The sequence below is a fragment of the Caulobacter sp. FG121 genome (assembly GCF_057809815.1).
Map to the genome: position 1 here is coordinate 322,469 of NZ_JBMDKR010000003.1, position 20,999 is coordinate 343,467.

The 20,999-nt window shown below is 67.7% G+C and carries 27 protein-coding genes; 15 read left to right on the plus strand and 12 right to left on the minus strand.

Annotated features, from left to right (window positions below):
* Window positions 1-9: 9 nt before the first annotated feature.
* On the plus strand, window positions 10-1,326 hold the full coding sequence (gene purB, locus ACODSL_RS10495; protein ID WP_488900618.1) for an adenylosuccinate lyase: 1,317 nt from the start codon (window positions 10-12) through the stop codon (window positions 1,324-1,326).
* 43 nt (window positions 1,327-1,369) lie between these two features.
* A complete protein-coding gene (locus ACODSL_RS10500; protein WP_488900619.1) occupies window positions 1,370-1,816 on the plus strand; it encodes a DNA-deoxyinosine glycosylase in 447 nt (148 codons plus the stop codon).
* Here ACODSL_RS10500 and ACODSL_RS10505 read toward each other — a convergent pair.
* A complete protein-coding gene (locus ACODSL_RS10505; protein ID WP_488900620.1) occupies window positions 1,813-2,130 on the minus strand; it encodes a DUF1476 domain-containing protein in 318 nt (105 codons plus the stop codon). The genes ACODSL_RS10500 and ACODSL_RS10505 overlap by 4 nt on opposite strands.
* Before the next feature lie 230 nt (window positions 2,131-2,360).
* Between ACODSL_RS10505 and purC the strand changes: the two genes are divergently transcribed.
* The 4 genes from purC (at window position 2,361) to ACODSL_RS10525 (ending at window position 4,646) form a co-directional block, all read left to right on the plus strand.
* Complete coding sequence (purC, locus tag ACODSL_RS10510; RefSeq protein ID WP_488900621.1) at window positions 2,361-3,119, plus strand: phosphoribosylaminoimidazolesuccinocarboxamide synthase; 759 nt, start codon at window positions 2,361-2,363, stop codon at window positions 3,117-3,119.
* A gap of 17 nt (window positions 3,120-3,136) precedes the next feature.
* On the plus strand, window positions 3,137-3,376 hold the full coding sequence (gene purS, locus ACODSL_RS10515; protein ID WP_488900622.1) for a phosphoribosylformylglycinamidine synthase subunit PurS: 240 nt from the start codon (window positions 3,137-3,139) through the stop codon (window positions 3,374-3,376).
* Window positions 3,377-4,039 carry a phosphoribosylformylglycinamidine synthase subunit PurQ gene (purQ, locus tag ACODSL_RS10520; RefSeq protein WP_488900623.1) on the plus strand — a complete coding sequence of 221 codons (663 nt, stop codon included), beginning with the start codon at window positions 3,377-3,379 and terminating at the stop codon, window positions 4,037-4,039.
* Between the two features lie 76 nt (window positions 4,040-4,115).
* The gene (locus ACODSL_RS10525) at window positions 4,116-4,646 is read left to right on the plus strand and encodes a hypothetical protein (protein WP_488900624.1); all 531 of its coding nucleotides are present in this window, start codon (window positions 4,116-4,118) and stop codon (window positions 4,644-4,646) included.
* Here the strand turns inward: ACODSL_RS10525 and ACODSL_RS10530 are convergent, their stop codons facing one another.
* The gene (locus tag ACODSL_RS10530; protein WP_488900625.1) at window positions 4,647-5,255 is read right to left on the minus strand and encodes a peptidylprolyl isomerase; all 609 of its coding nucleotides are present in this window, start codon (window positions 5,253-5,255) and stop codon (window positions 4,647-4,649) included.
* Between the two features lie 58 nt (window positions 5,256-5,313).
* Here ACODSL_RS10530 and purL point away from each other — a divergent pair, with 58 nt between their 5' ends.
* Window positions 5,314-7,515: a phosphoribosylformylglycinamidine synthase subunit PurL gene (gene purL / locus ACODSL_RS10535; RefSeq protein WP_488900626.1), complete on the plus strand. Its 2,202-nt coding sequence runs from the start codon at window positions 5,314-5,316 to the stop codon at window positions 7,513-7,515.
* An 82-nt stretch (window positions 7,516-7,597) separates the two neighbouring features.
* On the opposite strand, the gene ACODSL_RS10540 is transcribed toward purL, so the two are convergent.
* The gene (locus tag ACODSL_RS10540; protein ID WP_488900627.1) at window positions 7,598-8,080 is read right to left on the minus strand and encodes a CinA family protein; all 483 of its coding nucleotides are present in this window, start codon (window positions 8,078-8,080) and stop codon (window positions 7,598-7,600) included.
* The gene (locus tag ACODSL_RS10545; protein WP_488900628.1) at window positions 8,080-8,991 is read right to left on the minus strand and encodes a M20/M25/M40 family metallo-hydrolase; all 912 of its coding nucleotides are present in this window, start codon (window positions 8,989-8,991) and stop codon (window positions 8,080-8,082) included. Before ACODSL_RS10545 ends, ACODSL_RS10540 begins: the two co-directional genes overlap by 1 nt.
* Before the next feature lie 128 nt (window positions 8,992-9,119).
* Between ACODSL_RS10545 and ACODSL_RS10550 the strand changes: the two genes are divergently transcribed.
* Together ACODSL_RS10550 and ACODSL_RS10555 are read left to right on the plus strand one after the other, a co-directional pair.
* A complete protein-coding gene (locus ACODSL_RS10550) occupies window positions 9,120-9,485 on the plus strand; it encodes a hypothetical protein (RefSeq protein ID WP_488900629.1) in 366 nt (121 codons plus the stop codon).
* Window positions 9,486-9,605: 120 nt separating this feature from the next.
* Entirely contained in the window at window positions 9,606-10,844 is a 1,239-nt protein-coding gene (locus ACODSL_RS10555; RefSeq protein ID WP_488900630.1) for a serine hydrolase domain-containing protein, read from the plus strand.
* A gap of 3 nt (window positions 10,845-10,847) precedes the next feature.
* On the opposite strand, the gene ACODSL_RS10560 is transcribed toward ACODSL_RS10555, so the two are convergent.
* Window positions 10,848-11,489 (minus strand): hypothetical protein, encoded by a 642-nt coding sequence (locus tag ACODSL_RS10560; protein WP_488900631.1) that lies wholly within the window; start codon window positions 11,487-11,489, stop codon window positions 10,848-10,850.
* 148 nt (window positions 11,490-11,637) lie between these two features.
* Between ACODSL_RS10560 and ACODSL_RS10565 the strand changes: the two genes are divergently transcribed.
* The 5 genes from ACODSL_RS10565 to ACODSL_RS10585 are packed head-to-tail and all read left to right on the plus strand — an operon-like array spanning window position 11,638 to window position 13,896.
* Window positions 11,638-11,868 (plus strand): BolA/IbaG family iron-sulfur metabolism protein, encoded by a 231-nt coding sequence (locus ACODSL_RS10565; RefSeq protein WP_488900827.1) that lies wholly within the window; start codon window positions 11,638-11,640, stop codon window positions 11,866-11,868.
* 3 nt (window positions 11,869-11,871) lie between these two features.
* On the plus strand, window positions 11,872-12,720 hold the full coding sequence (locus ACODSL_RS10570) for an aldo-keto reductase family protein (RefSeq protein ID WP_488900632.1): 849 nt from the start codon (window positions 11,872-11,874) through the stop codon (window positions 12,718-12,720).
* A gap of 59 nt (window positions 12,721-12,779) precedes the next feature.
* Window positions 12,780-13,121: a Grx4 family monothiol glutaredoxin gene (grxD, locus tag ACODSL_RS10575; RefSeq protein WP_488900633.1), complete on the plus strand. Its 342-nt coding sequence runs from the start codon at window positions 12,780-12,782 to the stop codon at window positions 13,119-13,121.
* Between the two features lie 20 nt (window positions 13,122-13,141).
* Window positions 13,142-13,555 (plus strand): acyl-CoA thioesterase, encoded by a 414-nt coding sequence (locus ACODSL_RS10580; protein ID WP_488900634.1) that lies wholly within the window; start codon window positions 13,142-13,144, stop codon window positions 13,553-13,555.
* A 5-nt stretch (window positions 13,556-13,560) separates the two neighbouring features.
* Window positions 13,561-13,896 carry a hypothetical protein gene (locus ACODSL_RS10585; protein ID WP_488900635.1) on the plus strand — a complete coding sequence of 112 codons (336 nt, stop codon included), beginning with the start codon at window positions 13,561-13,563 and terminating at the stop codon, window positions 13,894-13,896.
* On the opposite strand, the gene ACODSL_RS10590 is transcribed toward ACODSL_RS10585, so the two are convergent.
* The 5 genes from ACODSL_RS10590 to ACODSL_RS10610 form a co-directional block, all read right to left on the minus strand.
* A complete protein-coding gene (locus tag ACODSL_RS10590; protein WP_488900636.1) occupies window positions 13,856-14,227 on the minus strand; it encodes a hypothetical protein in 372 nt (123 codons plus the stop codon). The genes ACODSL_RS10585 and ACODSL_RS10590 overlap by 41 nt on opposite strands.
* 42 nt (window positions 14,228-14,269) lie before the next feature.
* A complete protein-coding gene (locus ACODSL_RS10595) occupies window positions 14,270-15,346 on the minus strand; it encodes a WD40/YVTN/BNR-like repeat-containing protein (RefSeq protein WP_488900637.1) in 1,077 nt (358 codons plus the stop codon).
* Between the two features lie 145 nt (window positions 15,347-15,491).
* Window positions 15,492-16,109 carry a 30S ribosomal protein S4 gene (rpsD, locus tag ACODSL_RS10600; RefSeq protein ID WP_488900638.1) on the minus strand — a complete coding sequence of 206 codons (618 nt, stop codon included), beginning with the start codon at window positions 16,107-16,109 and terminating at the stop codon, window positions 15,492-15,494.
* Between the two features lie 180 nt (window positions 16,110-16,289).
* Entirely contained in the window at window positions 16,290-16,658 is a 369-nt protein-coding gene (locus ACODSL_RS10605) for an ExbD/TolR family protein (RefSeq protein WP_488900639.1), read from the minus strand.
* 61 nt (window positions 16,659-16,719) lie between these two features.
* A complete protein-coding gene (locus ACODSL_RS10610) occupies window positions 16,720-17,142 on the minus strand; it encodes a hypothetical protein (RefSeq protein ID WP_488900640.1) in 423 nt (140 codons plus the stop codon).
* Between the two features lie 178 nt (window positions 17,143-17,320).
* On the opposite strand from ACODSL_RS10610, the gene ACODSL_RS10615 reads away from it, so the two are divergent.
* Window positions 17,321-18,763, plus strand: a complete 1,443-nt coding sequence (locus ACODSL_RS10615; RefSeq protein WP_488900641.1) for an FAD/NAD(P)-binding protein — start codon at window positions 17,321-17,323, stop codon at window positions 18,761-18,763.
* 110 nt (window positions 18,764-18,873) lie between these two features.
* On the opposite strand, the gene fghA is transcribed toward ACODSL_RS10615, so the two are convergent.
* The gene (gene fghA / locus ACODSL_RS10620) at window positions 18,874-19,713 is read right to left on the minus strand and encodes an S-formylglutathione hydrolase (protein ID WP_488900642.1); all 840 of its coding nucleotides are present in this window, start codon (window positions 19,711-19,713) and stop codon (window positions 18,874-18,876) included.
* Between the two features lie 150 nt (window positions 19,714-19,863).
* Complete coding sequence (locus ACODSL_RS10625; protein WP_488900643.1) at window positions 19,864-20,973, minus strand: S-(hydroxymethyl)glutathione dehydrogenase/class III alcohol dehydrogenase; 1,110 nt, start codon at window positions 20,971-20,973, stop codon at window positions 19,864-19,866.
* Window positions 20,974-20,999: the final 26 nt, after the last annotated feature.

Sequence of the window (20,999 nt, forward strand, 5' to 3'; positions counted from 1 at the left end):
GCGGGCGGCATGATCCCTCGCTACGCCCGCCCCGACGCCGTCGCCATCTGGTCTCCCGAGACCCGGTACAAGATCTGGTTCGAGATCGAGGCCCACGCGGCCGACGCCATGGCGGAGCTTGGGACGATCCCCAAGGCCGCCGCGGAGGCCATCTGGGCCGGCGGCAAGGACGCCGTCTGGGACTCAGACCGCATCGATGAGATCGAACGGACCACCAAACACGACGTCATCGCCTTCCTGACCCACGTGTCGGAAGTGGTCGGTCCCGAAGCCCGCTTCCTGCACCAGGGCATGACCAGCAGCGACGTGCTGGACACCTGCCTGGCCGTGCAGATGTCGCGCGCCACTGATCTGCTGCTGGAAGACGTCGATCTGGTGCTGGCCGCGCTCAAGCGTCGCGCCTTCGAGCACAAGCTGACCCCGACCGTCGGCCGCAGCCACGGCATTCACGCCGAGCCGACCACTTTCGGCCTGAAGCTGGCCGGCCACTACGCCGAGTTCCAGCGGGCCAAGGAACGGCTGGCCATGGCCAGGTTCGAGATCGCGACCTGCGCCATCAGCGGCGCCGTCGGCACTTTCGCCAACGTCGACCCGCGGGTCGAACAGCATGTCGCCGACAAGATGGGCCTGGTCGTCGAGCCCGTCTCGACCCAGGTCATTCCCCGTGACCGCCACGCCGCCTGGTTTGCGGCGCTGGCCGTGGTCGCCAGCTCGATCGAGCGGCTGGCCATCGAGATCCGCCACCTGCAGCGTACCGAGGTGCTGGAGGCCGAAGAGCCCTTCGATCCCGGCCAGAAGGGCAGCTCGGCCATGCCGCACAAGCGCAACCCGATCCTGACCGAGAACCTGACGGGTCTCGCCCGTCTGGTCCGCTCGGCGGTCGTGCCGGCGCTTGAGAACGTCGCCCTCTGGCATGAGCGCGACATCAGCCACTCCTCGGTCGAGCGCGGTATCGCGCCGGACGCCTCGATCCACCTCGACTTCGCCCTGCGCCGCCTGGCCGGGGTGGTCGAGCGGCTGGTGATCTATCCGGAGAACATGCTCAAGAACCTCGACCGCCTCGGCGGCCTGGTTCACAGCCAGCGCGTCATGCTGGCCCTGACCCACAAGGACGTCAGCCGCGAGGAGGCCTATGCGGCCGTCCAGAGCAACGCGATGAGGGTCTGGCGCGGCGAGGGCCGGTTCATCGACTTCCTCAAGGCCGACCCGTTCGTCAGCGCCAACATGACCGAAGCCGAACTCGAGGACCTGTTCGACAACGGCTACCACTTCAAACACGTGGACACGATCTTCACCCGGGTGTTCGGGGAACAGGCCAACGCGTAAGCGCAGCTTCCCGCCGGTCGTCGCGGCAGACACGCGGCTGCTGGTGCTGGGCAGCCTGCCCGGCGAGGCCTCGCTGGCGGCCGGCCGCTACTACGCCCATCCACAAAACGCCTTCTGGCGGCTGATGGGTGAGGTCATCGGCGAAGAGATCGCCGCCCTGCCCTATGACGACCGCCTGGCCGCGCTGCTGCGCCATCGGGTCGGCCTCTGGGACGTTGTCGGCGAGGCCACGCGCCCCGGCAGCCTCGACACGGCCATCCGGGACGCCACGCACAACGACCTGGCGGCGCTGGTGGAGACCCTGCCCGACCTGCGGATGGTGGCGTTCAACGGCGGCAAGGCGGCCCGGGACGGCGGCAGGCTGCTGGCGACGCACGCAGACCGGCTGGAACTGGTGACGCTGCCGTCGTCCAGCCCGGCCCATGCAAGCCAGCGCTTCATCGAAAAGGCGGCCAGATGGAGGGGCCTGCGAAGGGCCCTCGAAGACTAGCCGCCGTTTTTCATCTGATCGCGGGCCTGGGCCAGCAGCTCGTCCATCTTCATCCGGACCTCGCCCTCGCTGACGGTCACGCCCGAGCCCTTGAGGTCGCCGAAGACCTTGCGCAGGACGTCGTCATCGCCGGGTTGTTCAAAATCGGCCTTCACCACGGCGCGCACGTATTCCTCGACCGATTCCAGGCCCATCAGGCCGGCGGCCCATTCCGCAAGCATGCGGTTGCGACGGGCGGCGGCCTTGAAGTCCTGCTCGGCGTCATGCGCGAACTTCTTCTCGAAGCCCTTTTCGCGATCGTCGAACGTGCTCATGAAAACTCCAGTGGTCTTTACGGGCGCCCTGATATCCCCTTGTGTGCGCCGCCGCAATGAGATGCGTGCGGCCACCGGCTCCGGGTTTGCGCGGCTTCCCCCGTTCGGGTAGTTTCAGGGTCGACTTCAGCGACAGCGGCCCTGAGTCGACAACCCCGCGCGCCGGCCTCCCGCCCGCGCGCGCTTTTTGTTTCTCATGGCCGCCAAGCGCCCCCACGGGGAACACCCAGATGACGACCCGCCGCAAGAAGATCTACGAGGGCAAGGCCAAGATCCTATACGAGGGTCCCGAACCCGGCACCCTGATCCAGTATTTCAAGGACGACGCGACGGCGTTCAACGCCCAGAAGAAGGCGGTTCTCGAGGGCAAGGGCGTCATCAACAACCGCATCAGCGAATTCGTCATGCTCAAGCTTGGCGTGATCGGCATCCCGACCCACTTCATCAAGCGCCTGAACCTGCGCGAGCAGCTGATCAAGGAAGTCGAGATCGTTCCGCTTGAGGTGATCTGCCGCAACATCGCCGCCGGCAGCCTTGCGACGCGCCTGGGCCTTGAGGAAGGCACGCCCCTGCCCCGCTCGATCATCGAGTTCTGTCTGAAGGACGACAAGCTGGGCGACCCGCTGGTCGCCGAGGAGCACATCACCGCATTCAACTGGGCCACCACCCAGGAGATCGACGACATCATGGCCCTGACCCTGCGCATCAACGACTTCCTGTGCGGGATGTTCGCGGCCGTCGGCATCACCCTGGTCGACTTCAAGATCGAGTTCGGCCGGATCTACGACGGCGAGTTCTCCCGCATCATCCTGGCCGATGAGATCAGCCCGGACAGCTGCCGGCTGTGGGATTCGACGACCAACGAAAAGCTCGACAAGGATCGCTTCCGCCGCGACATGGGCGAGGTGATCGAGAGCTATACCGAGGTCGCCCGTCGCCTGGGGATCATGAAGGAAATGCCGACCGTCATCCGCGGCGGCCTGCACTAGGGATTTCGAGTCTGCCGATGAAAGCCACCGTCCACGTCTTCCTCAAGCCCGGCGTCCTCGACGTTCAGGGCAAGGCCGTCGAGAGCGCCCTGCACGGCCTGGGCTGGGCCGATGCGAAGGACGTCCGCGTCGGCCGGGTGATCACCTTTGACCTGCCCGGCGCCGACAAGGCCACCGCCGAGGTCGAGGTGAAGGCCATGTGCGACAAGCTGCTCGCCAACACCGTTATCGAAAGCTACCGGGTGGAGATCGCCTAGGTGAAAGCCGCCGTCATCGTCTTCCCCGGCTCCAACTGTGACCGGGACTGCAAGGTCGCCATCGAGCGCTCGACCGGCGCTTCCGTCGACATGGTCTGGCATGGCGACAGCGACCTGCCGGACGGTCTGGACCTGATCGTGCTGCCAGGCGGCTTTTCCTACGGCGACTACCTGCGCTGCGGAGCGATGGCGGCGCTGTCGCCGGTGATGCAGGCGGTCAAGGCCGCGGCAGAGCGCGGCGTGGCCACGGTCGGCATCTGCAACGGCTTCCAGATCCTCTGCGAGGCCGGCCTGCTGCCCGGCGCCCTGCTGCGCAACGAGGGCCTGAAATACGTCTGCAAGCCCGTGGCGCTGGAGGTCACCAACGCCCAGACCCGCTTCACCGCCGCCTACCAGGGCCGTCGGGAGGTGACGATGACGGTGGGCAACGGCGAGGGCAATTTCTTCGCCGACGAGGCGACGCTGGACCGGATCGAGGGTCAGGGCCAGGTGGTCTTCCGTTACCTCGACAATCCCAACGGCTCGGCCCGTGACATCGCCGGCATCGTCAACGAGGCCGGCAACGTGCTGGGCATGATGCCCCACCCCGACCGCGCCTTCGAGGTCGAGCTGGGCTCCGCCGACGGCGCCCTGCTGTTCCAGAGCGCGCTCGCCAGCGCCTGAGTTCAGCCCACCGGGGAATTCACTGGTCGGCCCTTCCCGGCTCGGCCACGGTGCCCGCCCTTCCTCGGAGACGGTCATGGACGTCAGTCAGATCAACTGGGCCTGGGTCGCGCTGGGCGTATCAGCGGTTCTGCTGCTCATCTGGACCCTCGTGGCCCGGCGGGCGAAGGCCGGCGCGCCGGCCGCCTTTGTCGGTCTGGCCCATCTCGTCGTCGCGGGCCTTCACTCCGCCGCCCCGGTGCGCGGCTATCTCGATCCCCAGTATGCGGGCTACGGCTTCGGACTGCTGAGCGCGGCCGGCGGCCTGCCGGTGACGATCACCGCCGGAGCCGTCTGGGTTGTCGCGGTGCTGGGGGCCTTCCTGGCGCTCTCGAAGGCGCGCGCCGCGATGGCGTTCGTGGCCCTGTCGAGCCTGGCCTTCGCCGTGATCATCGGCGCGCCGCTGGCGCGGGACCTGCTGGTCACCGCGGACACCAGCAAGGTGCAGCTGGGACAGTACCTGACCATTCCCGGCGCCGCCGCGATCGGCCTCCTGCTGGTGCTGCTGGTGCTGCCCTTCGTGGCAGGCTTCGTCTGGGCCGGCCGCCGCGCGCTGCGGCGCGCCTGATCAGACCCGCCTGGCCGACCGGAACTTCACCGGCGGATCGAGGATCTGACCGGCCATGCCGTAGTCCGCGCCTTCGGTCGCGGAGACCGGCATCGCGTGAATGGCCAGCACCACGTCGATGCCCTCGATCACCTGGCCGAAAGCCGCGTAGCCGAGGTTGTCGCCCGGCTTGATCGGATTGACATCGTACCAGGGCGCGTCTTCGAGGCAGATGAAGAACTCGCCGTTGGCCGAACCCAGTTCCCGGCGCGGCATGGACAGGGTCCCGACCTTGTGGCGGAGGCCGGTCTGGCTGGTCGGCTCATGTGCGATCGGCGGCAACAGCCGCTTGCGGTCGCCGTGGCAACCGCCCTGCACCAGCCCCGCGTTCGGCAAGGCCTCTACGCGGACGGTGCGATAGAACTCGCCGCCGTCGAAGCGCTTCTCGTCGACATAGCGCAGGAAGTTGCCGACCGTGATCGGGGCCTTGTCGCCGTAAAGCTCCACCGTGATGGTCCCGACGGCGGTCTCGATGACGACCTTAACCGGCGGTGTCTGGGCCCGCGCCACGCCGCCCAGCAGCGGAAGGCTGACGAGGGCGGCGGCGACCGTTCTGCGATCCTGTTTCATGCCGTCATCTTCACTCGCCCGTCCTGACATTTCGAGCGGAATCCGCTAACAGCCTGCCATGACCGCCTCCCCCGCGAAGAGTATGGCCGCCACGGCCGTCGAGTTCGGCCTCAAGCCCGAGGAATACGAGCTCATCGTCCGCCGCCTGAACCGAGAGCCCAATCATGTGGAGCTCGGCGTCTTCTCGGTGATGTGGAGCGAGCACTGCTCCTACAAGTCTTCGCGCAAGCACCTCGGCAAGTTCCCGACCACCGGGCCCCGCGTGATCTGCGGGCCGGGCGAAAACGCCGGCGTCATCGACATCGACGACGGCCAGGCCTGCATCTTCAAGATGGAGAGCCACAACCACCCGTCCTACATCGAGCCCTATCAGGGCGCGGCGACCGGCGTGGGCGGCATTATGCGCGACGTCTTCACCATGGGCGCCCGGCCTGTCGCCCTGCTGAACGCCCTGCGCTTCGGCGACCCCAGCCATCCGAAGACGAAACGGCTGGTCGGCGGCGTGGTCGCCGGCATCGCCGGCTACGGCAACTGCGTGGGCGTGCCGACCGTCGCGGGCGAGACCAACTTCCACCGTGGCTACGACGGCAACATCCTGGTCAACGCCATGTGCGTGGGCCTGGCCGACGCCGACAAGATCTTCTACTCGGCCGCGCCCGGCCCCGGTCTGGCGGTGGTCTATTTCGGCTCCAAGACCGGCCGCGACGGCATCCATGGTGCGACCATGGCCAGCGCCGAGTTCGACGAGGACAGCGACGAGAAGCGCCCGACCGTGCAGGTCGGCGACCCGTTCGCCGAGAAGCTGCTGATCGAGGCGACCCTGGAGCTGATGGCCACCGGCGCGGTGGCCGCCATCCAGGACATGGGCGCGGCCGGCCTGACCTCTTCCTCGGTCGAGATGGCCGGCAAGGGCGAGGTCGGCATCGAACTCGACCTCGACCTGGTGCCCCAGCGCGAAGAGGGCATGACCGCCTACGAGATGATGCTGTCGGAGAGCCAGGAGCGGATGCTGGCCATCCTCAAGCCCGGCCGCGAGCACGAAGGCCATGCCATCTTCGAGAAGTGGGGCCTCGATGCCGCCGTCATCGGCTGGACCACCGAGACCGGCCATATCGTGCTGAAGCACAAGGGCGAGGTGGTCTGCGACATCCCGCTGGCGCCCCTGTCCGAGGACGCGCCGCTCTATGATCGTCCCTGGACCGAGCCGGTGAAACAGCCGCGGCTTGATCCGGCGCAGGTCCCCGCCCCGGCCGACTGGGAGAAGGCCGTGCTGCAGGTGATCGGCTGCCCGGACATGGCCTCCAAGCGCTGGCTGTGGGAGCAGTACGATCGCCACGTCATGGCCGACACGCTTGAAGACAGCGCCACCGGCGCCGACGCCGGCATCGTCCGCGTGCACGGCACGCGCAAGGCGCTGGCCGTGACCAGCGACTGCACCCCGCGCTATGTCCAGAACGATCCCTACGAGGGCGGCAAGCAGGCGGTGGCCGAGGCCTGGCGCAACCTGACGGCCGTCGGGTCCGACCCGATCGCGATCACCGACAACCTGAACTTCGGCAATCCCGAGCGGCCCGAGATCATGGGCCAGATCGTCCGGGCCATCGACGGCATGGCCGAGGCCTGCCGCGTGCTCGACTTCCCGGTCGTGAGCGGCAACGTCAGCCTCTACAACGAGACCAATGGCGCGGCGATCCCGCCGACCCCGACGGTTGGCGCCGTGGGCCTGCTGACCGAGTACAGCCTGCGGGCCGACTTCGCCGGCATGAAGGCCGGCGACACGCTCGTGCTGCTGGGCGCCAACGCCGGCGAACTGGGCGCCTCGATCTATCTGCGCGAGGTGCTCGGCCGCGAGGACGGCGCCCCGCCGCCGGTCGATCTGGCGCTGGAACGCAAGACCGGCGACTTCGTGCGAAGTCTGATCAAATCACGACAAGTGACTGTGGTACATGATCTTTCGGACGGTGGACTCATCGTCGCTGCGGCGGACATGGCGCTGGCGTCGAACGTCGGCCTGCTGCTTGACGCGACCAGCCCCGGCAACGCCCATCCGTTCCTGTTCGGCGAGGACCAGGCCCGCTACCTCATCGCCACCACCGACCCGGAGGACCTGCTGAAGGCCGCGGCGGACGCCGGCCTGCACGCCAGCGTCGTCGGCCAGGCCGGCGGCGAGGTCTTCGCCTCGAAGCAGGGCCTCTTCAGCATTCCGATGGTGACCCTGCGCACGGCGCATGAAGCCTGGCTGCCGGGGTATATGGGCTAAAGGGGACATGTACCCCAGGTACGTGTCCCCCAATCGAGTGGCCTGGTTTAGGGGACGCGTACCTGCGGTACATGTCCCCGACCTATCCCAAAACTTCCTCGAACCGCACCAGCGCGAACTTGGCGAACGCCAACATGTTCTCCACCCGGTCACTCTCGCCGGTCTCCAGCGTGAAACTCGCCTCGACCGGTCCGACGATCCCGACACAGGTATGCCCCGCCGCGTCGCCATAGGGGTTGCCGGAGGGGCCAGCCGCGCCGGTCTCGCACAGGCCCCAGGTCCCGCGCAGCTTCCCGCGGATAACCCCGGCCATGAACAGCGCATAGGGCTCGGTCGAGGAGCGAATGCCCGGCGGCATGGTCTCGCGGGTGATGCCCAGCAGGCCCTTCGCCACATTGGGCGTGTAGGTGACGCTGGCGCCCTGGTACCAGACCGAAGCGCCCGGCACGGCCAGCAGCGCCGCCGACACCAGACCGCCCGAGGACGATTCCGAGACCGCCACGCTTTCCTTGCGGGCGATCAGGCGGGCGCCGATGCGCGTGGCGATGGGGATCAGGGTCTGCATCAGCGTCCGGCCTCTTTCATCATCGCATCCAGCTCATCGTCGAACAGTCGGGTCGCCGACACGACCAGTGACACCACCCCCTTGAAGAACGGCTGCGGCACGGTGGCGAAGTCATCGGTCGGCTTGTGGTACTCGGGATGGTCCTCGACTCCAAAATAGACCCACGGAACGCCCTTCGCGGCGAAGGCGCCCTGATCGGACTGCGTGGTCCAGTTGTTCTGCGGCCCGTCAGCGTCGGTGTCGTGACCGAGCCTGAGCGTCACGGGCGCATTTCCGGCGAGCCGTTCGAGACGGGTTTTCAGCCACGGAAACACCGATCCGCCCGAGACATAGATCTCGCCCTTCGCATTCTTGGAGAGCATGTCGAAGTTCACGTTCAGGCCGATGTCCGCCAGTGGAACCGGCGGCGACTCGACAAAGGCCCTGGCGCCCCGCAGGCCGGTCTCCTCGCCGTCGAGCGCCACGAGGATGATGTCGTGCTTCGGCGGCGCCGCCTTGAAGGCCTCCGCGACCGCCAGCAAGCCGGCGACGCCCGAGGCGTTGTCGTCGGCGCCGTTGTAGATCACGCCGTCGCGGGTCCCCAGATGGTCGTAGTGGGCGCTGACCACGATGACCTTGCCGCCGCGCGCCGTTCCGGCGATCCGGGCGATCAGGTTCACGCCGTGAACCTCCTTGCCGTCGCGATTGCGGGTGTAAGCGAACGGCTGTTCGTCCACCGCCAGACCGATTTTTTCGAGCCGGTCCCGGATATAGGTCCGCGCGCTGGCCGAGCCCGCCGTCTCGATCCCCCGGCCGGCCATGTCGTCGGCGGACAGGATCCGGACATCCTCCAGCGCGCGATCGCCTGGCGCGGCCATCGCCGGCGCGACGGAAAGAAGGACGGCGAAGGCCGCAGAAATCAAACGACGCATGGGAACTCCGGACAGTCAGCACCTTCAATGCGGCTGCGAGCGCGGCGGTGCAAGCCGGTCATGCGCCGTTCAGGATGGCGCCGTCACGGTCACATCAGGCCATGTGGGCCGATTGAAACAGGTGGACCATGAAAGCCCTGCTCGCGACCGTCCTGACCGCCGTGCTTCTGCTGCCCGGCGTCTCGCTGGCAACGGGCCCAGCCTGCGATGTCAGCGTCCAGTTCGGCAGCTATGCCATGGGCATCGACGGGCGGGCCTTCGACCGGGTGCAGACCTATGTCGCGCGTCACCCGGGCCTGATCCGGACTTCGTCCACAACGGCCTGGGGTCGCGAGGGCGAGCGGACCGTTTGCCTGACCACCACAACGCGCAAGAGCATGAACACCGTGTTCCGCGACATCCGCGGCCTTGTCGGTCGGGGCCAGCGCGGGCCGGTCGAGGTGCGAACGCTGGACGGGCGGGTGTGGAGTTCCCATCCGGGGACGGGGCACTGAGATTCGGTTGCTCCCCTCTGGGGGAGGATCCGGAGTGCGCGTCGCATACCGCTTTTTCTGCTTCCCCTCCCCCACCTCGCCCGGCCATCATGCCGACAACGAGAAAAGCGGGAGCGAAACATGGACGCCCAGTCGCAATGGACCGGCCTCAACGCCGATCGGCTTGAGCGCATCACCGACCACATCGAGCGCAACTACATCCAGCCCGGCAAGATCGCCGGCTGCCAGGTGGAGGTGCGGCGTCACGGGCACCAGGCCTATGCGAAGAGCTTCGGGCTGAGGGATCGCGAGCGCGGGGTCGCCTGGAGCGACGACACCATCGTGCGCATCTACTCCATGACCAAACCGATCGTTTCGGTCGCCCTGATGACCCTGATGGAACAGGGCAAGTTCGAGATCGACGACTCGGTCCACCGCTACATTCCCGAGTGGAAGAACCACCGCGTCTGGGTGTCCGGCGAAGGCGACGGCTTGGTCACCGAGGCGCCGGCCCGGCCGGTCAGCTTCCGCGACGTGCTCAGCCACACCGCCGGCCTGACCTATGGCTCGATGCTGTCCCACCTCTCCGGCCTGCCGATCGAGCATCCGGTGGACAAGGCCTATGACGCCATCGGCGTGCGTCGCGGCGACGGCGAGACCGTCGACCAGTTCCTGGAGAAGCTCGGCCGCGTGCCCCTGCGCTACCAGCCTGGCCAGCGCTGGCAGTACAGCCTGGCCACGGACGTCTGTGGCGCTCTCGTCGAACGGGTCAGCGGCATGCCGCTGGAGGACTACCTCAAACAGGCGATCTTCGAACCGCTGGGCATGGTCGATACGGCCTTCCATGTGTCGGCGGACAAGGCCGACCGCTTCGCCGCCAACTACATGCGCATGCCCGACAAGAGCCTGCGCCTGTCGGATGACCCGACGAAGAGCCCCTATCTCAAGGATCCGGTGTTCAAGTCGGGCGGCGGCGGCCTCGTCGGCACAATGGCCGACTATGTCCGGTTCGCCGAGATGCTGCGGGCCGGCGGATCGCTCGACGGCGTCCGGGTAATCGGCACACGCACGCTCGATCTGATGGTTCACAACCACCTGAAGGACAATCAGGACCTGACCCAGATGGCCATCGGCGGCTTTTCGGAGACCTCCAACGCCGGCGTCGGCTTTGGCCTGGGCTTCGCCATGACCATCGACCAGACGGCCTCCGGCGGCCTCTCCAGCGGCGATTTCTACTGGGGCGGCGCGGCCTCGACCATCTTCTGGGCCGACCAGGAAGAGGACCTCTCGGTGGTCTTCATGACCCAGCTGATGCCGTCGGCGACGTTCAACTTCCGCGGCCAGCTGAAGAGCCTGGTCTATTCGGCGATCGAGGACTGAGACCTAGGGATAGGTGTCGCGGATCCAGCGGGCGCCACCGACAGCGTCGTCGGTCCAGGCGCGGCTGGCGCCGGCGGCGGCGGTGACCGCCGCCGTAGAGTCCGCCGTACAATTGTCTTCGACCACGGTCATCCCGGGGAACGGCTCAAGGGTCACGAACCTGGGCTTGTCGCCCGTCTTCGCCGGTGGCGGCGGCGGACCGCACAGGACCGGCCAGCTGCGGAAGGCGGTCACGCCGCCCTCGCTGCTCCCGGTCGGTTGCAGTCCGAAGTAGCTGTAGGTGGTCACGCCGTCGTCGTCGGTCAGCCCGAGCTGAAGCACCGGCGTTGCACCCCGGGCCAGAATGAAGGGGATAGTTTCCCATTTGCCCGGCCCGTCCTTGTCCCGGCTGTAGCCCAGCAACTGGCCGTCCCTGACCAGCATCCAGTCCGCGCAGTCCGGCCAGCGGGTCACTGGCTTGCGGGCGTCGAACCGGCAGGGCTTGTCGTCCTCGACGACCCCCAGGCTGTCGTCCACCACCCACAGCCCGTTCCTGAGGTGGGGCGCACCCTGTGTGTCTTCCGGTGAAAACAGCGGGTGATCTGTCTGAACACGATTGCAGGCGCCCAGCAGCAGCACCAGACACAGACCCAGCAGGACTCTCATGGCGCTCTCCGATCACGGACGCGTGAGCATGGCGCCGATCCCGGGCGCCCGCACGTCAATTCGCTCAGCCCCCGTTCCGGGCCATCCAGCGGATGTTAAGCATTGTGGCGCATGAAGAGGGCTGCTTCCGGAGACCGCCCCCGTGCCGATGACCGCCGTCGACCTTGAATCCCGCCTGCGGACGGCTTTCCCGGACGCCGAGATCGTGATCACCGACCTGGCCGGTGACGGCGACCACTACAAGGCGCGCATCGTCTCAGCCGCCTTCAAGGGTCTGCCCCGGGTACGCCAGCACCAGCTGGTCAACAAGGCCCTCGCCGACGTGCTGGGCGGGGCCCTGCACGCGCTCGCCCTCGAAACAGCCCCCCCGGCGGACTGACCCATGCGCTACCGGCCCTACGGAAAGTCCGGCCATGTCGTGTCAGCGGTGTCCCTGCTGCTGGACGGGTCGGTGCGACATTCCGTTCGCGACTGGCGCAACCTGATCGCCGCCGCCATGGATCTCGGCGTCAACGGCTTCGAGATCGCCGGCGACTCTCCGATCCTGATCGAGGCCGTCACGGGCGCGTTCGCCGAGGTCGAGCGGGACCTGCTGTTCATTGCCTGGCGCCCGTGGGCCCTGCCGCTTGAGCCCGGGCAAACCATTGAAGCGCTGCTGGCGCGGACGGGTCTGGAGTATCTGGATCTGATCAACTTCGACGTCGCCCCGCCCACCGCCGACGTGCTGGAACGGATCAGGCTGATGCGCTGGGTGCGCTCCTACGGCCTGACCAGCGACGACGAGGAAACCGATCAGCTGATCTCGCGCGGCGCCTTCGACTGTCTGACCACCTGCTACAGCCCGGTTTCCGGCTGGCGCGAACGCAACCGCCTGAAGGCCGCCGCCGAACGCGGCCTGGCCGTCATCGCGCGCAACGTCTGGCCGGAGTCGATGCAGCCCAAGCCGGTATTGTTCAAGAAGCCGGTGCTGGGCCGACGCAGGGAGCCATTGGCCGGCGTCGGCGGCTATCAGTTCCTCGAAAGCACACCCGGCTGGACGGCCGAGGAAATCTGCCTGGCCTATGTGCTCACGGAGCCCGCGGTGACGACCGTGCGATTTGAAATTGACCGCATCGATCGCCTGGCGCGGCTGGCCGAGGTGCCGGACCGGGACCTGCCGACCGGAGTCGCCGCACAGATCGAGATGGCGCGGTTCTCCCAGGATGCCAGTCGCAGGACCGCCCGGGCTTGACCGCAACCGGCCGGGCGCCTAGCTGATAGGCTGACGTTTCAAGCCCAAAGGCCCCTGCCGTGACCGACGCCGCTGTCGCCAACCCCGCCCACGATTTCATCGCCCGCACCGTGGCCGAACATCCCGTCGTGGTGTTCATGAAGGGCGAGCCGGAACAGCCGCGCTGCGGCTTCTCGGCCCAGGTCGTACAGATCCTCGACCATCTCGGTGTAGAGTTTGTCGGCGTCGACGTGCTGCAGAGCGACGTCCTGCGCGACGGCATCAAGCTCTACAGTGACTGGCCCACCATCCCGCAGGTCTATGTGAAGGGCGAGTTCGTCGGCGGCTGCGACATCGTCCGCGAGATGTTCCAGGACGGCGAGCTGAAGACGCTGCTGGAAACCCAGGGCCTGCTATCCTGATCCGCTGATCGCGCGATCCGATGAAACTGCTCGAACCGCCATCGGATCGGCAGGTCTTCACCCTGCCCTTCACGCCGAAGCCGTCGGACATCGACGAGAACGGCCACGTGAACAACGTGGTCTACTTGGGCTGGGTGCAGGACATCGCCATCGCGCACTGGCGCTCGCGCGCACCGGCCGAGGAGGCCGCCCGCTGGGCCTGGATCGTGCTGCGTCATGAGATCGACTACCGCCGCCCGCTGATGCCCGGCGAGCACGCCACAGGCCGCACCTGGGTCGGCGAGCGCCGCGGCCCGCGCTTCGACCGCTTCGTCCGCATCGATGGACCCGACGGCGAAATGTGCGCGCAGACCCATTCCGAATGGGTGCTGGTCGACGCCGTCACCAAACGGCCGGCGCGGGTGCCAGCGTGGATGGAGGCCATGTTCACGTGAGATCCGTGGCCCGCTTCCTCAAGCGGCGCTACCGCCGCTGGCGGGCCCTACAGCATTTCGGCCTGACCGATGGCGGCTGGTCGGGTTTGTCAGCGGACCGGCGCGCGAAGGCGATCGGATTCCTGATCGCCGTCGCACCGATGGCGCCGCTGCTGGTAACCGACGAAATGGGCCTTAAGCGGGGTTGGCTATGGCACTGCTGGGCCATCATCGCGGCGGTCTGGTCTGCGTTCTGCCTAGCGGTGATCCTGTACGGCGCCTGGCGGAGCTTCCGGGTCGCTCTATGGCGACACAGGTCCCTCAAGGCCGATGGCGCGCGGGCCCGGCCGCCACGGGATTGACCACCGCTACCTGGGCGCCTCTGGGCAGGCCCAGTTCTTCATAGCTGAAGGTCAGGTCCACGGTCGTCGGCGGTTGGGCGCAGTTGTCAACCCGGCGGCGGCCGAACGCCAGCGCATAGCGGCCGCCGGATTTCTCCACGAACCAGGCGATAGTGTCCTTGCCCGTGCAGCCGTTGGAGGCGACGCGGATAGCCAGGCCCTCGCGCACCACCCTCACCGCCAGCAGCGGCTCCAGCTCGACCATCCCCGCGTCCGGCGCAGAAGAGACCAGCCGGGTCGCGCATCCGCTGAGCAGCAGGGCTCCTGCGATGAGAAAGAAGCGACGGTTCATGGCCTGAACAGAGACGGCTCGCCCGGACTTGTCCAGACCCCGCTAGAGGTCGAGCCGATGCAGCTCGACGCCGATGGCGAAGACGGTGGTGCGCCCTCCATCCCGAACGACGCGGACCTTGTTCACCGCGTTGCCCATCGCCGCCGGCACCCATGTCCGGCCGCCGTTCCGGGTTTCGAACCCGCCCGGCGCCGCGCCGACCCAGCCGTGCTTGTCATCAACAAAGCCGACGCCGAATTCGCGCACGGCGGCGTTGTCGACCAGGGGCAGCTCCTTCCAGCTCAGTCCGCCGTCCCGTGTCTTGGCCACATACCGTTGGCTGGCCTTGGGATCGGGACTGTAGCTCTGGACCGTGACGTAGCCGGTCTTTTCGGTCGGGAAGGCGATCTTCCAGGTCAGCTCCCACGTGCGCCCGCCCTCGTAGACCCGCTTCCAGCTCTTGCCGCCGTCGCCGGTGCGCAGGATGACCGCTTTGGACGCCTGAACATCCGTGTCGGTCGCGCCGGCGATGAAGCCGACCTTCTGGCTGACGAAACAGATGTCGAGGATCATCGCCGTGAGGCTCGAGAGATCCTCCGACGTCCAGGTCTCGCCACCGTCGCGCGAGGTCGCCAGCAGGGCCGGCCCGCCGACCCGGCCGCCGGCGCGAACGGTCACCCGATGGTCCAGCACCCCGGCGTTGATGAACGGCTCGCGGAAGATGTTGATCGCGCAGATGCCCGTCACCGCGGGACCGGTAATGGTCACGGGCTCCCAGCTCTGACCGCCATCACGGGTGCGGTAGAGCGGCACCAGGTCGGAGACATTCGGGAAATAGCCGGGGCCGATGTTGCCGAGGAACCCGAGTTTCGCATCAACGAAGCCCAGGGCGCGTATGAAGGTGCCGGGCTTGTCGAGCTGCTTCGTCCAGGTCTGGCCGCCGTCGGTGGTGTGAAACAGCTTGCCGAGGCCGTTGCCGTACCAGCCGGTCTGGCGGTCGACGAACACGACGTCGTCCTGCTTGCCCTTGTAAGGCTCGGTCGGCAGCTTGACCCAGGCGGACGCCGGCGCTTCGGCGCCCGCGATCATCGGCCACAACGCCGCGACGCTTCCCGCGCCCAGAAACACCCTGCGATCCATCGCCAACCCCATCCCTGCTCGCCCTCGGCATGAAATGGGACGGTGGCCAGTCGGGGCAAGTGAATTGGCCGTAAGGTCGCGCCCATAGCAAAAGGGCCCCGGATCGCTCCGGGGCCCTTCGCAATAACTTGGGTCGGTTCAGGCCTTAGGAGGCGTAGAATTCGACGACCAGGTTCGGCTCCATCTTCACCGGATAAGGCACTTCGGCCAGTTCCGGGGCGCGGACGAAGGTCGCCGCCATGTGGCGGGCGTCCACGGTGATGTAGTCGGGGGTGTCGCGCTCGCCCGAGCTTAGGGCTTCCAGCACGAGGGCCATGTTGCGCGACTTTTCGCGGACGCTGACGACGTCGCCGGCCTTCACGCGGTAGGAGGCGATGTTGACGCGCTTGCCGTTCACCAGCACGTGGCCGTGGTTGACGAACTGACGGGCGGCGAAGACGGTCGGCACGAACTTGGCGCGGTAGACGACCGCGTCGAGACGGGCTTCCAGCAGGCCGACCAGGTTCTCGGCCGTGTTGCCCTTGCGGCGCGCGGCTTCGGTGTAGGTGCGGCTGAACTGCTTTTCGGTCAGATTGCCGTAGTAGCCCTTCAGCTTCTGCTTGGCGCGCAGCTGGAGGCCGAAATCGGAGACCTTGGACTTGCGGCGCTGGCCGTGCTGACCGGGGCCGTAGGAGCGGCTGTTCACCGGGGACTTCGGACGACCCCAGATGTTTTCGCCCATCCGGCGGTCGATCTTGTACTTGGCGCTATGGCGCTTGGACATATGTAGCTCTTTTCAGTTCGACCCGGGCCGGCTCCTCCGCAAGTGGAGGCGCGATCTCAACGGCGGCTTCGTGTCACCCGTCATGGAATCCAGACGCCGTCCGGCAAGCCGGCGGCGTTAGGAAGGCGCGCTTATGAAGAAGGGGGAGCAGCGAGTCAACGTTGGTGGCGGAAATGAAGCCTACTCAAGGTCTTCGTTGATCAGGGCGATGCGGTCGCCAAGGCCGCCACGCTTGAGTCTCTCGAATGCCTCGAGCACCCGGCCATACGGAACGCCGACGGCGCCCCGAACCCAGACCGATGACGACGGTTGCTCAGCCAGACGGCGGCGGGCCTCCATCGTAAGGGTGACCGAGGCTACCTTGCGGTCCACAACGTAGATCTCGCAGTCATTCCGAAGCGATACGAACAGCGGCTCGCGAGGGTCGACGACGTCGCCGGGCGGAGGCGGCAGGAAGCACCCGGGCTGGTCCAGGGACAGCGCTTCGGCCTCGAGGCCCGACAAGCCGGTCGCCATAAGGCTGCCAGACGGTGCGGAAGCCTGATGCATGGCCGTGCGCTCTATTCAGCCGGAAATTGCGCCCGCGACGCCCGCCCCGCTCGCGCGCGCTTCAGCAGTGGTTGATCGCCACCGCGTCGTCCGCGATCCGCTTGAGGCTGCTGGCCATGGGTTCAGCGCGGGGTTCGAGCACAACCGGTTTGGCTTTGCCGAGTTCCTTGGAGGCGCTCTTGAGCGTTTTGCAGGCGTCCTTGCGGTCGCCCCTGGCAATCGCGCTCAGCCCGTCGCAGAGCATCATCTGCTGCTGGGCCCAGTAGGGAAACTGGAAGCCTTGCGAAATGAGCATGCCGCGCACGCCCTTGCAGGCCTGATTCAACGGACCGATCGTCGATTCTTCCCGAGCGTCCAGGATGCCCTGGCCGAAGTCGACCCATTTGGCCCATCCGGCCGCCTCACGTTCGGGGCTGGCGGCGGAAACGCTTGACGCGAGGACGACGGCCGCCAGGGTCGCGCCAGTAATTCGAAAGATGGACATGGAGGGCTCACGGCACGCGGCGTTGAGGCGCCAATCGCCCGGTACCGACGATTACAGCTGATAGGCCGCTGCATCGAGCGCGCGCCCCCCCAAAACGGGGGGCTGCAATCTCCCTCCCCCCGACTCGCGAACTGGCCTTAGATGCCCCTAGGGCACTTTCCTCGAATCCTCAGGGCCGATGGCATTCGATACTCCTCAAGCCCGCAAGACCCTCGCCATCGTGGGCGCAGGGTTCAGCGGCGCGCTTCTGGCGCTGAAACTCACCCGGGCGCGGCCGGACTGGCGCGTGGTGCTGATCGATCCGTCGAGCCGGCCGGGGCGCGGCCTGGCCTATGGCGCCTGCGCGCCCTCGCACCTGCTCAACGTACCTGTGGCGCGCATGGAGGCCGGTCTCAGCCCCGCCTACGGCGACTGGCTGGCCGGGCGTGCGGAGATGGCGGAGGCCCTTGCCGAAAGCGGCGGGGAGATGAGCGCCGCGTTCTCGCCGCGCGAACTCTGGGGCCAGTACCTGCAGCAGCAGATCGCCGCCGCCCGGGTGACCGATAACGGCCCCGGCCTGACCGTGCTGCGGGGCGAGGCGGTGCGGCTGCTGGATCCGCCCCGGCGCGGCTTGATGCTCAGCGACGGCCGCGAGGTCGAGGCGGACACGATCGTGCTGGCCACCGGCAACCTGCCGCCTCGCCCGCCCCTGCCGACGGACAGCTGGCTGCGCGACAGCCCCGCCTTCGCCGCCGATCCCTGGGCGGCCGATGCCCTGACCGGCATCGACCCGGACGCACCCGTACTGCTGCTGGGCACCGGTCTGACCATGGTCGACATTGCCCTGACGCTGGCCGAGGAGGGCCATCGCGGGCCGATGCTGGCGGTGTCGCGGCGCGGCCTGTTGCCGGGTGCCCACCGCTACGGCGGGCACTGGGAGCCGTTCCTCGCACCGCTGCTGCCGGCCAGCCCCCTGGCCCTGTCAAAGGCCATCCGCGCCGAAGTGCGGCGAGCGGATTCGGCCGGCCAGCCCTGGCAGCGCGTGATTGACGCCGTGCGTCCTGTGATCGCCCGCACCTGGTCCACCTGGACAGCGGCCCAGAAGCGCCAGTTCCTGCGTCACCAGCGGCCGCGCTGGGACGTCCACCGCCACCGCATGGCCCCGCGCATCGCCCAGCGGATCGAGGGCCTGATGGCGGCCGGACAACTCAGCGTCCTCGCCGCCCGCACCCGAGACTGGACCCCCACCGGCGAGGGCGTGGCGGTCACCCTGCACCCGCGCGGCGGCGGTGCGGCCGAGCGGCTGACGGTGGCGAAGGTAGTCAACTGCACCGGCCCGCGCAGCGACCTGCACGGCCTGGAAGTCCCGCTCTATGCCGACCTCGCCCGCAAGGGCTTGATCGCGCCGGATGACCTCGGCCTGGGGCTGGAAACCGCCGACTGCGCGGTGCTCGGCGCGCGCGGCGAGGTCTCCAACTGGCTTTTTGCGCTGGGCCCCTTGACCCGCCCCGCCTGGTGGGAAATCACCGCCGTCCCCGAGATCACCGCCCAGGTCGACGGCCTGGCGCATCGGCTGGCCGAGGACGCGGTGGTGACGCCCTCGCTGGAGGAGGCGTTCGTGGACCTGGGGGCTGGGATCTGATCCTCCCCATCGGGGGAGGTGGCTCGCCTTCGGCGAGCCGGAGGGGGTCACCCAAGATCTGAGCGGACCCCCTCAGCCGGCTTCGCCGACAGCTCCCCCGATGGGGAGCATCAATCCAGCCGCTCCCGATGCCAGGCCAGGTGGTCGGCGATGAAGCTCGCGATGAAGAAGTAGCTGTGGTCGTAGCCCTCGTGGCGCAGGACCGTCAGCGGCTGGGCGGCGGCGGCGCAGGCGGCTTCCAGCAGGTCGGGCTTGAGCTGGTCAGCCAGAAAGGTGTCGCCCAGCCCCTGCTCCACCAGGATATCGGCGTAGCGGCCCTTCGCGACGCCGGCCTCGATCATCCGAGCGGCGTCATGGCCGGCCCAGACCTCTTGGTCGCTACCAAGGTAGCCAGTGAACGCCTTCACCCCCCAGGGACAACGCGTCGGCGAGCAGATCGGCGCGAAGGCGCCGACCGAGCGGAACAGGTCCGGGTGCTTCAGCGCCAGCGTCAGGGCCCCGTGACCGCCCATGGAATGGCCGCTGATGGCCCGCCGCGCCGGGTCCAGCGGGAAGGCGCCGTGTACCGCCTCCAGCAGGTCGCGGACGATGTAGGTTTCCATGGCGAAGTGCGGCGCCCACGGCGCCTGGGTGGCGTCGATGTAGAAGCCCGCACCCTTGCCGAAGTCGTAGTCAGGACTGTCGGCGACCTCGTCGCCCCGCGGGCTGGTGTCGGGCGCGACAATGGCCATCCCCAGCGCCGCCGCCGCGCCGTAGGCCCCCGCCTTGACCGTGAAATTGTCCTCCGTGCAGGTCAGACCCGACAGCCAGACCAGCACCGGGAACGGCCCCTCACCCGGCGGAAGGAAGATCGTGAACCGCATCGGCGTGCCGGTCGCCGCGCTCAGGTGGCGGCAATAGTGCAGCGTGCCGTCGAACGTGCGGTGGGTGGAGAGGATTTCGACGGTCATGGCGGTCTCGCTTGAAAGATGCTCCCCTTCGGGGGAGCTGGCCCTGCGGAACCGCAGGTGAAGCAGGGACTGAGGGGGTCACCTGCGATCTGAGCGGACCCCCTCCACCGCCTTCGGCGGTCCCCCTCCCCCGATGGGGGAGGATCAATCCTAGAACACCACCACACTGCGGATGCTCTCGCCCGCGTGCATCAGGTCGAAGGCCTTGTTGATGTCTTCGAGCGGCATTGTGTGGGTGATCATCGGGTCGATCTGGATCTTGCCGTCCATGTACCAGTCGACGATCTGCGGCACGTCGGTGCGGCCGCGGGCGCCGCCGAAGGCCGTGCCCTTCCAGACCCGGCCCGTGACCAGCTGGAACGGGCGGGTGGCGATCTCGCGGCCGGCCTCGGCCACGCCGATGATGATGCTCTCGCCCCAGCCACGATGGCAGGCCTCCAGCGCCTGGCGCATGACCGTGACGTTGCCTGTGGCGTCGAAGGTGTAGTCCGCGCCGCCGTCGGTCAGGGCCACCAGATGGGCGACGATGTCGCCGCTGACGTCCCTGGGGTTGACGAAGTGGGTCATGCCGAACTTGCGGCCCCAAGCCTCGCGGTCCGGGTTGATGTCGACGCCGATGATCATGTCGGCGCCGACCAGTTTCAGGCCCTGGATCACGTTCAGGCCGATGCCGCCGAGGCCGAAGACGATGCAGTTGGCGCCCGGCTCGACCTTGGCCGTGTTGGTCACCGCGCCGACGCCCGTGGTCACGCCGCAACCGATGTAGCAGGCCTTGTCGAACGGGGCGTCCTTGCGGATCTTCGCCAGCGCGATCTCGGGCAGCACCGTGTGGTTGGCGAAGGTCGAGCAGCCCATATAGTGGGCGATCTGCTGGCCCTTGTAGGAGAAGCGGCTGGTGCCGTCGGGCATCTGGCCCTTGCCCTGGGTGGCGCGGATCGCCGTGCAGAGGTTGGTCTTGCGGCTGAGGCAGCTTTTGCACTGCCGGCATTCGGGCGTGTAGAGCGGGATCACGTGATCGCCGGGGACTACGCTGGTCACGCCCGCGCCCACTTCCAGCACCACGCCCGCGCCTTCGTGGCCGAGGATCGAGGGGAAGATGCCCTCGCTGTCGAGACCGTCGAGCGTATAGGCGTCGGTGTGGCAGATGCCCGTCGCCTTGATCTCGACCAGCACCTCGCCGGCGCGAGGACCTTCCAGGTCGACCTCGACGATCTCCAGCGGCTTTTTGGCTTCGAACGCGACGGCGGCGCGGGTCTTCATCGGGCGACTCCTGTTGAACGCCCGCA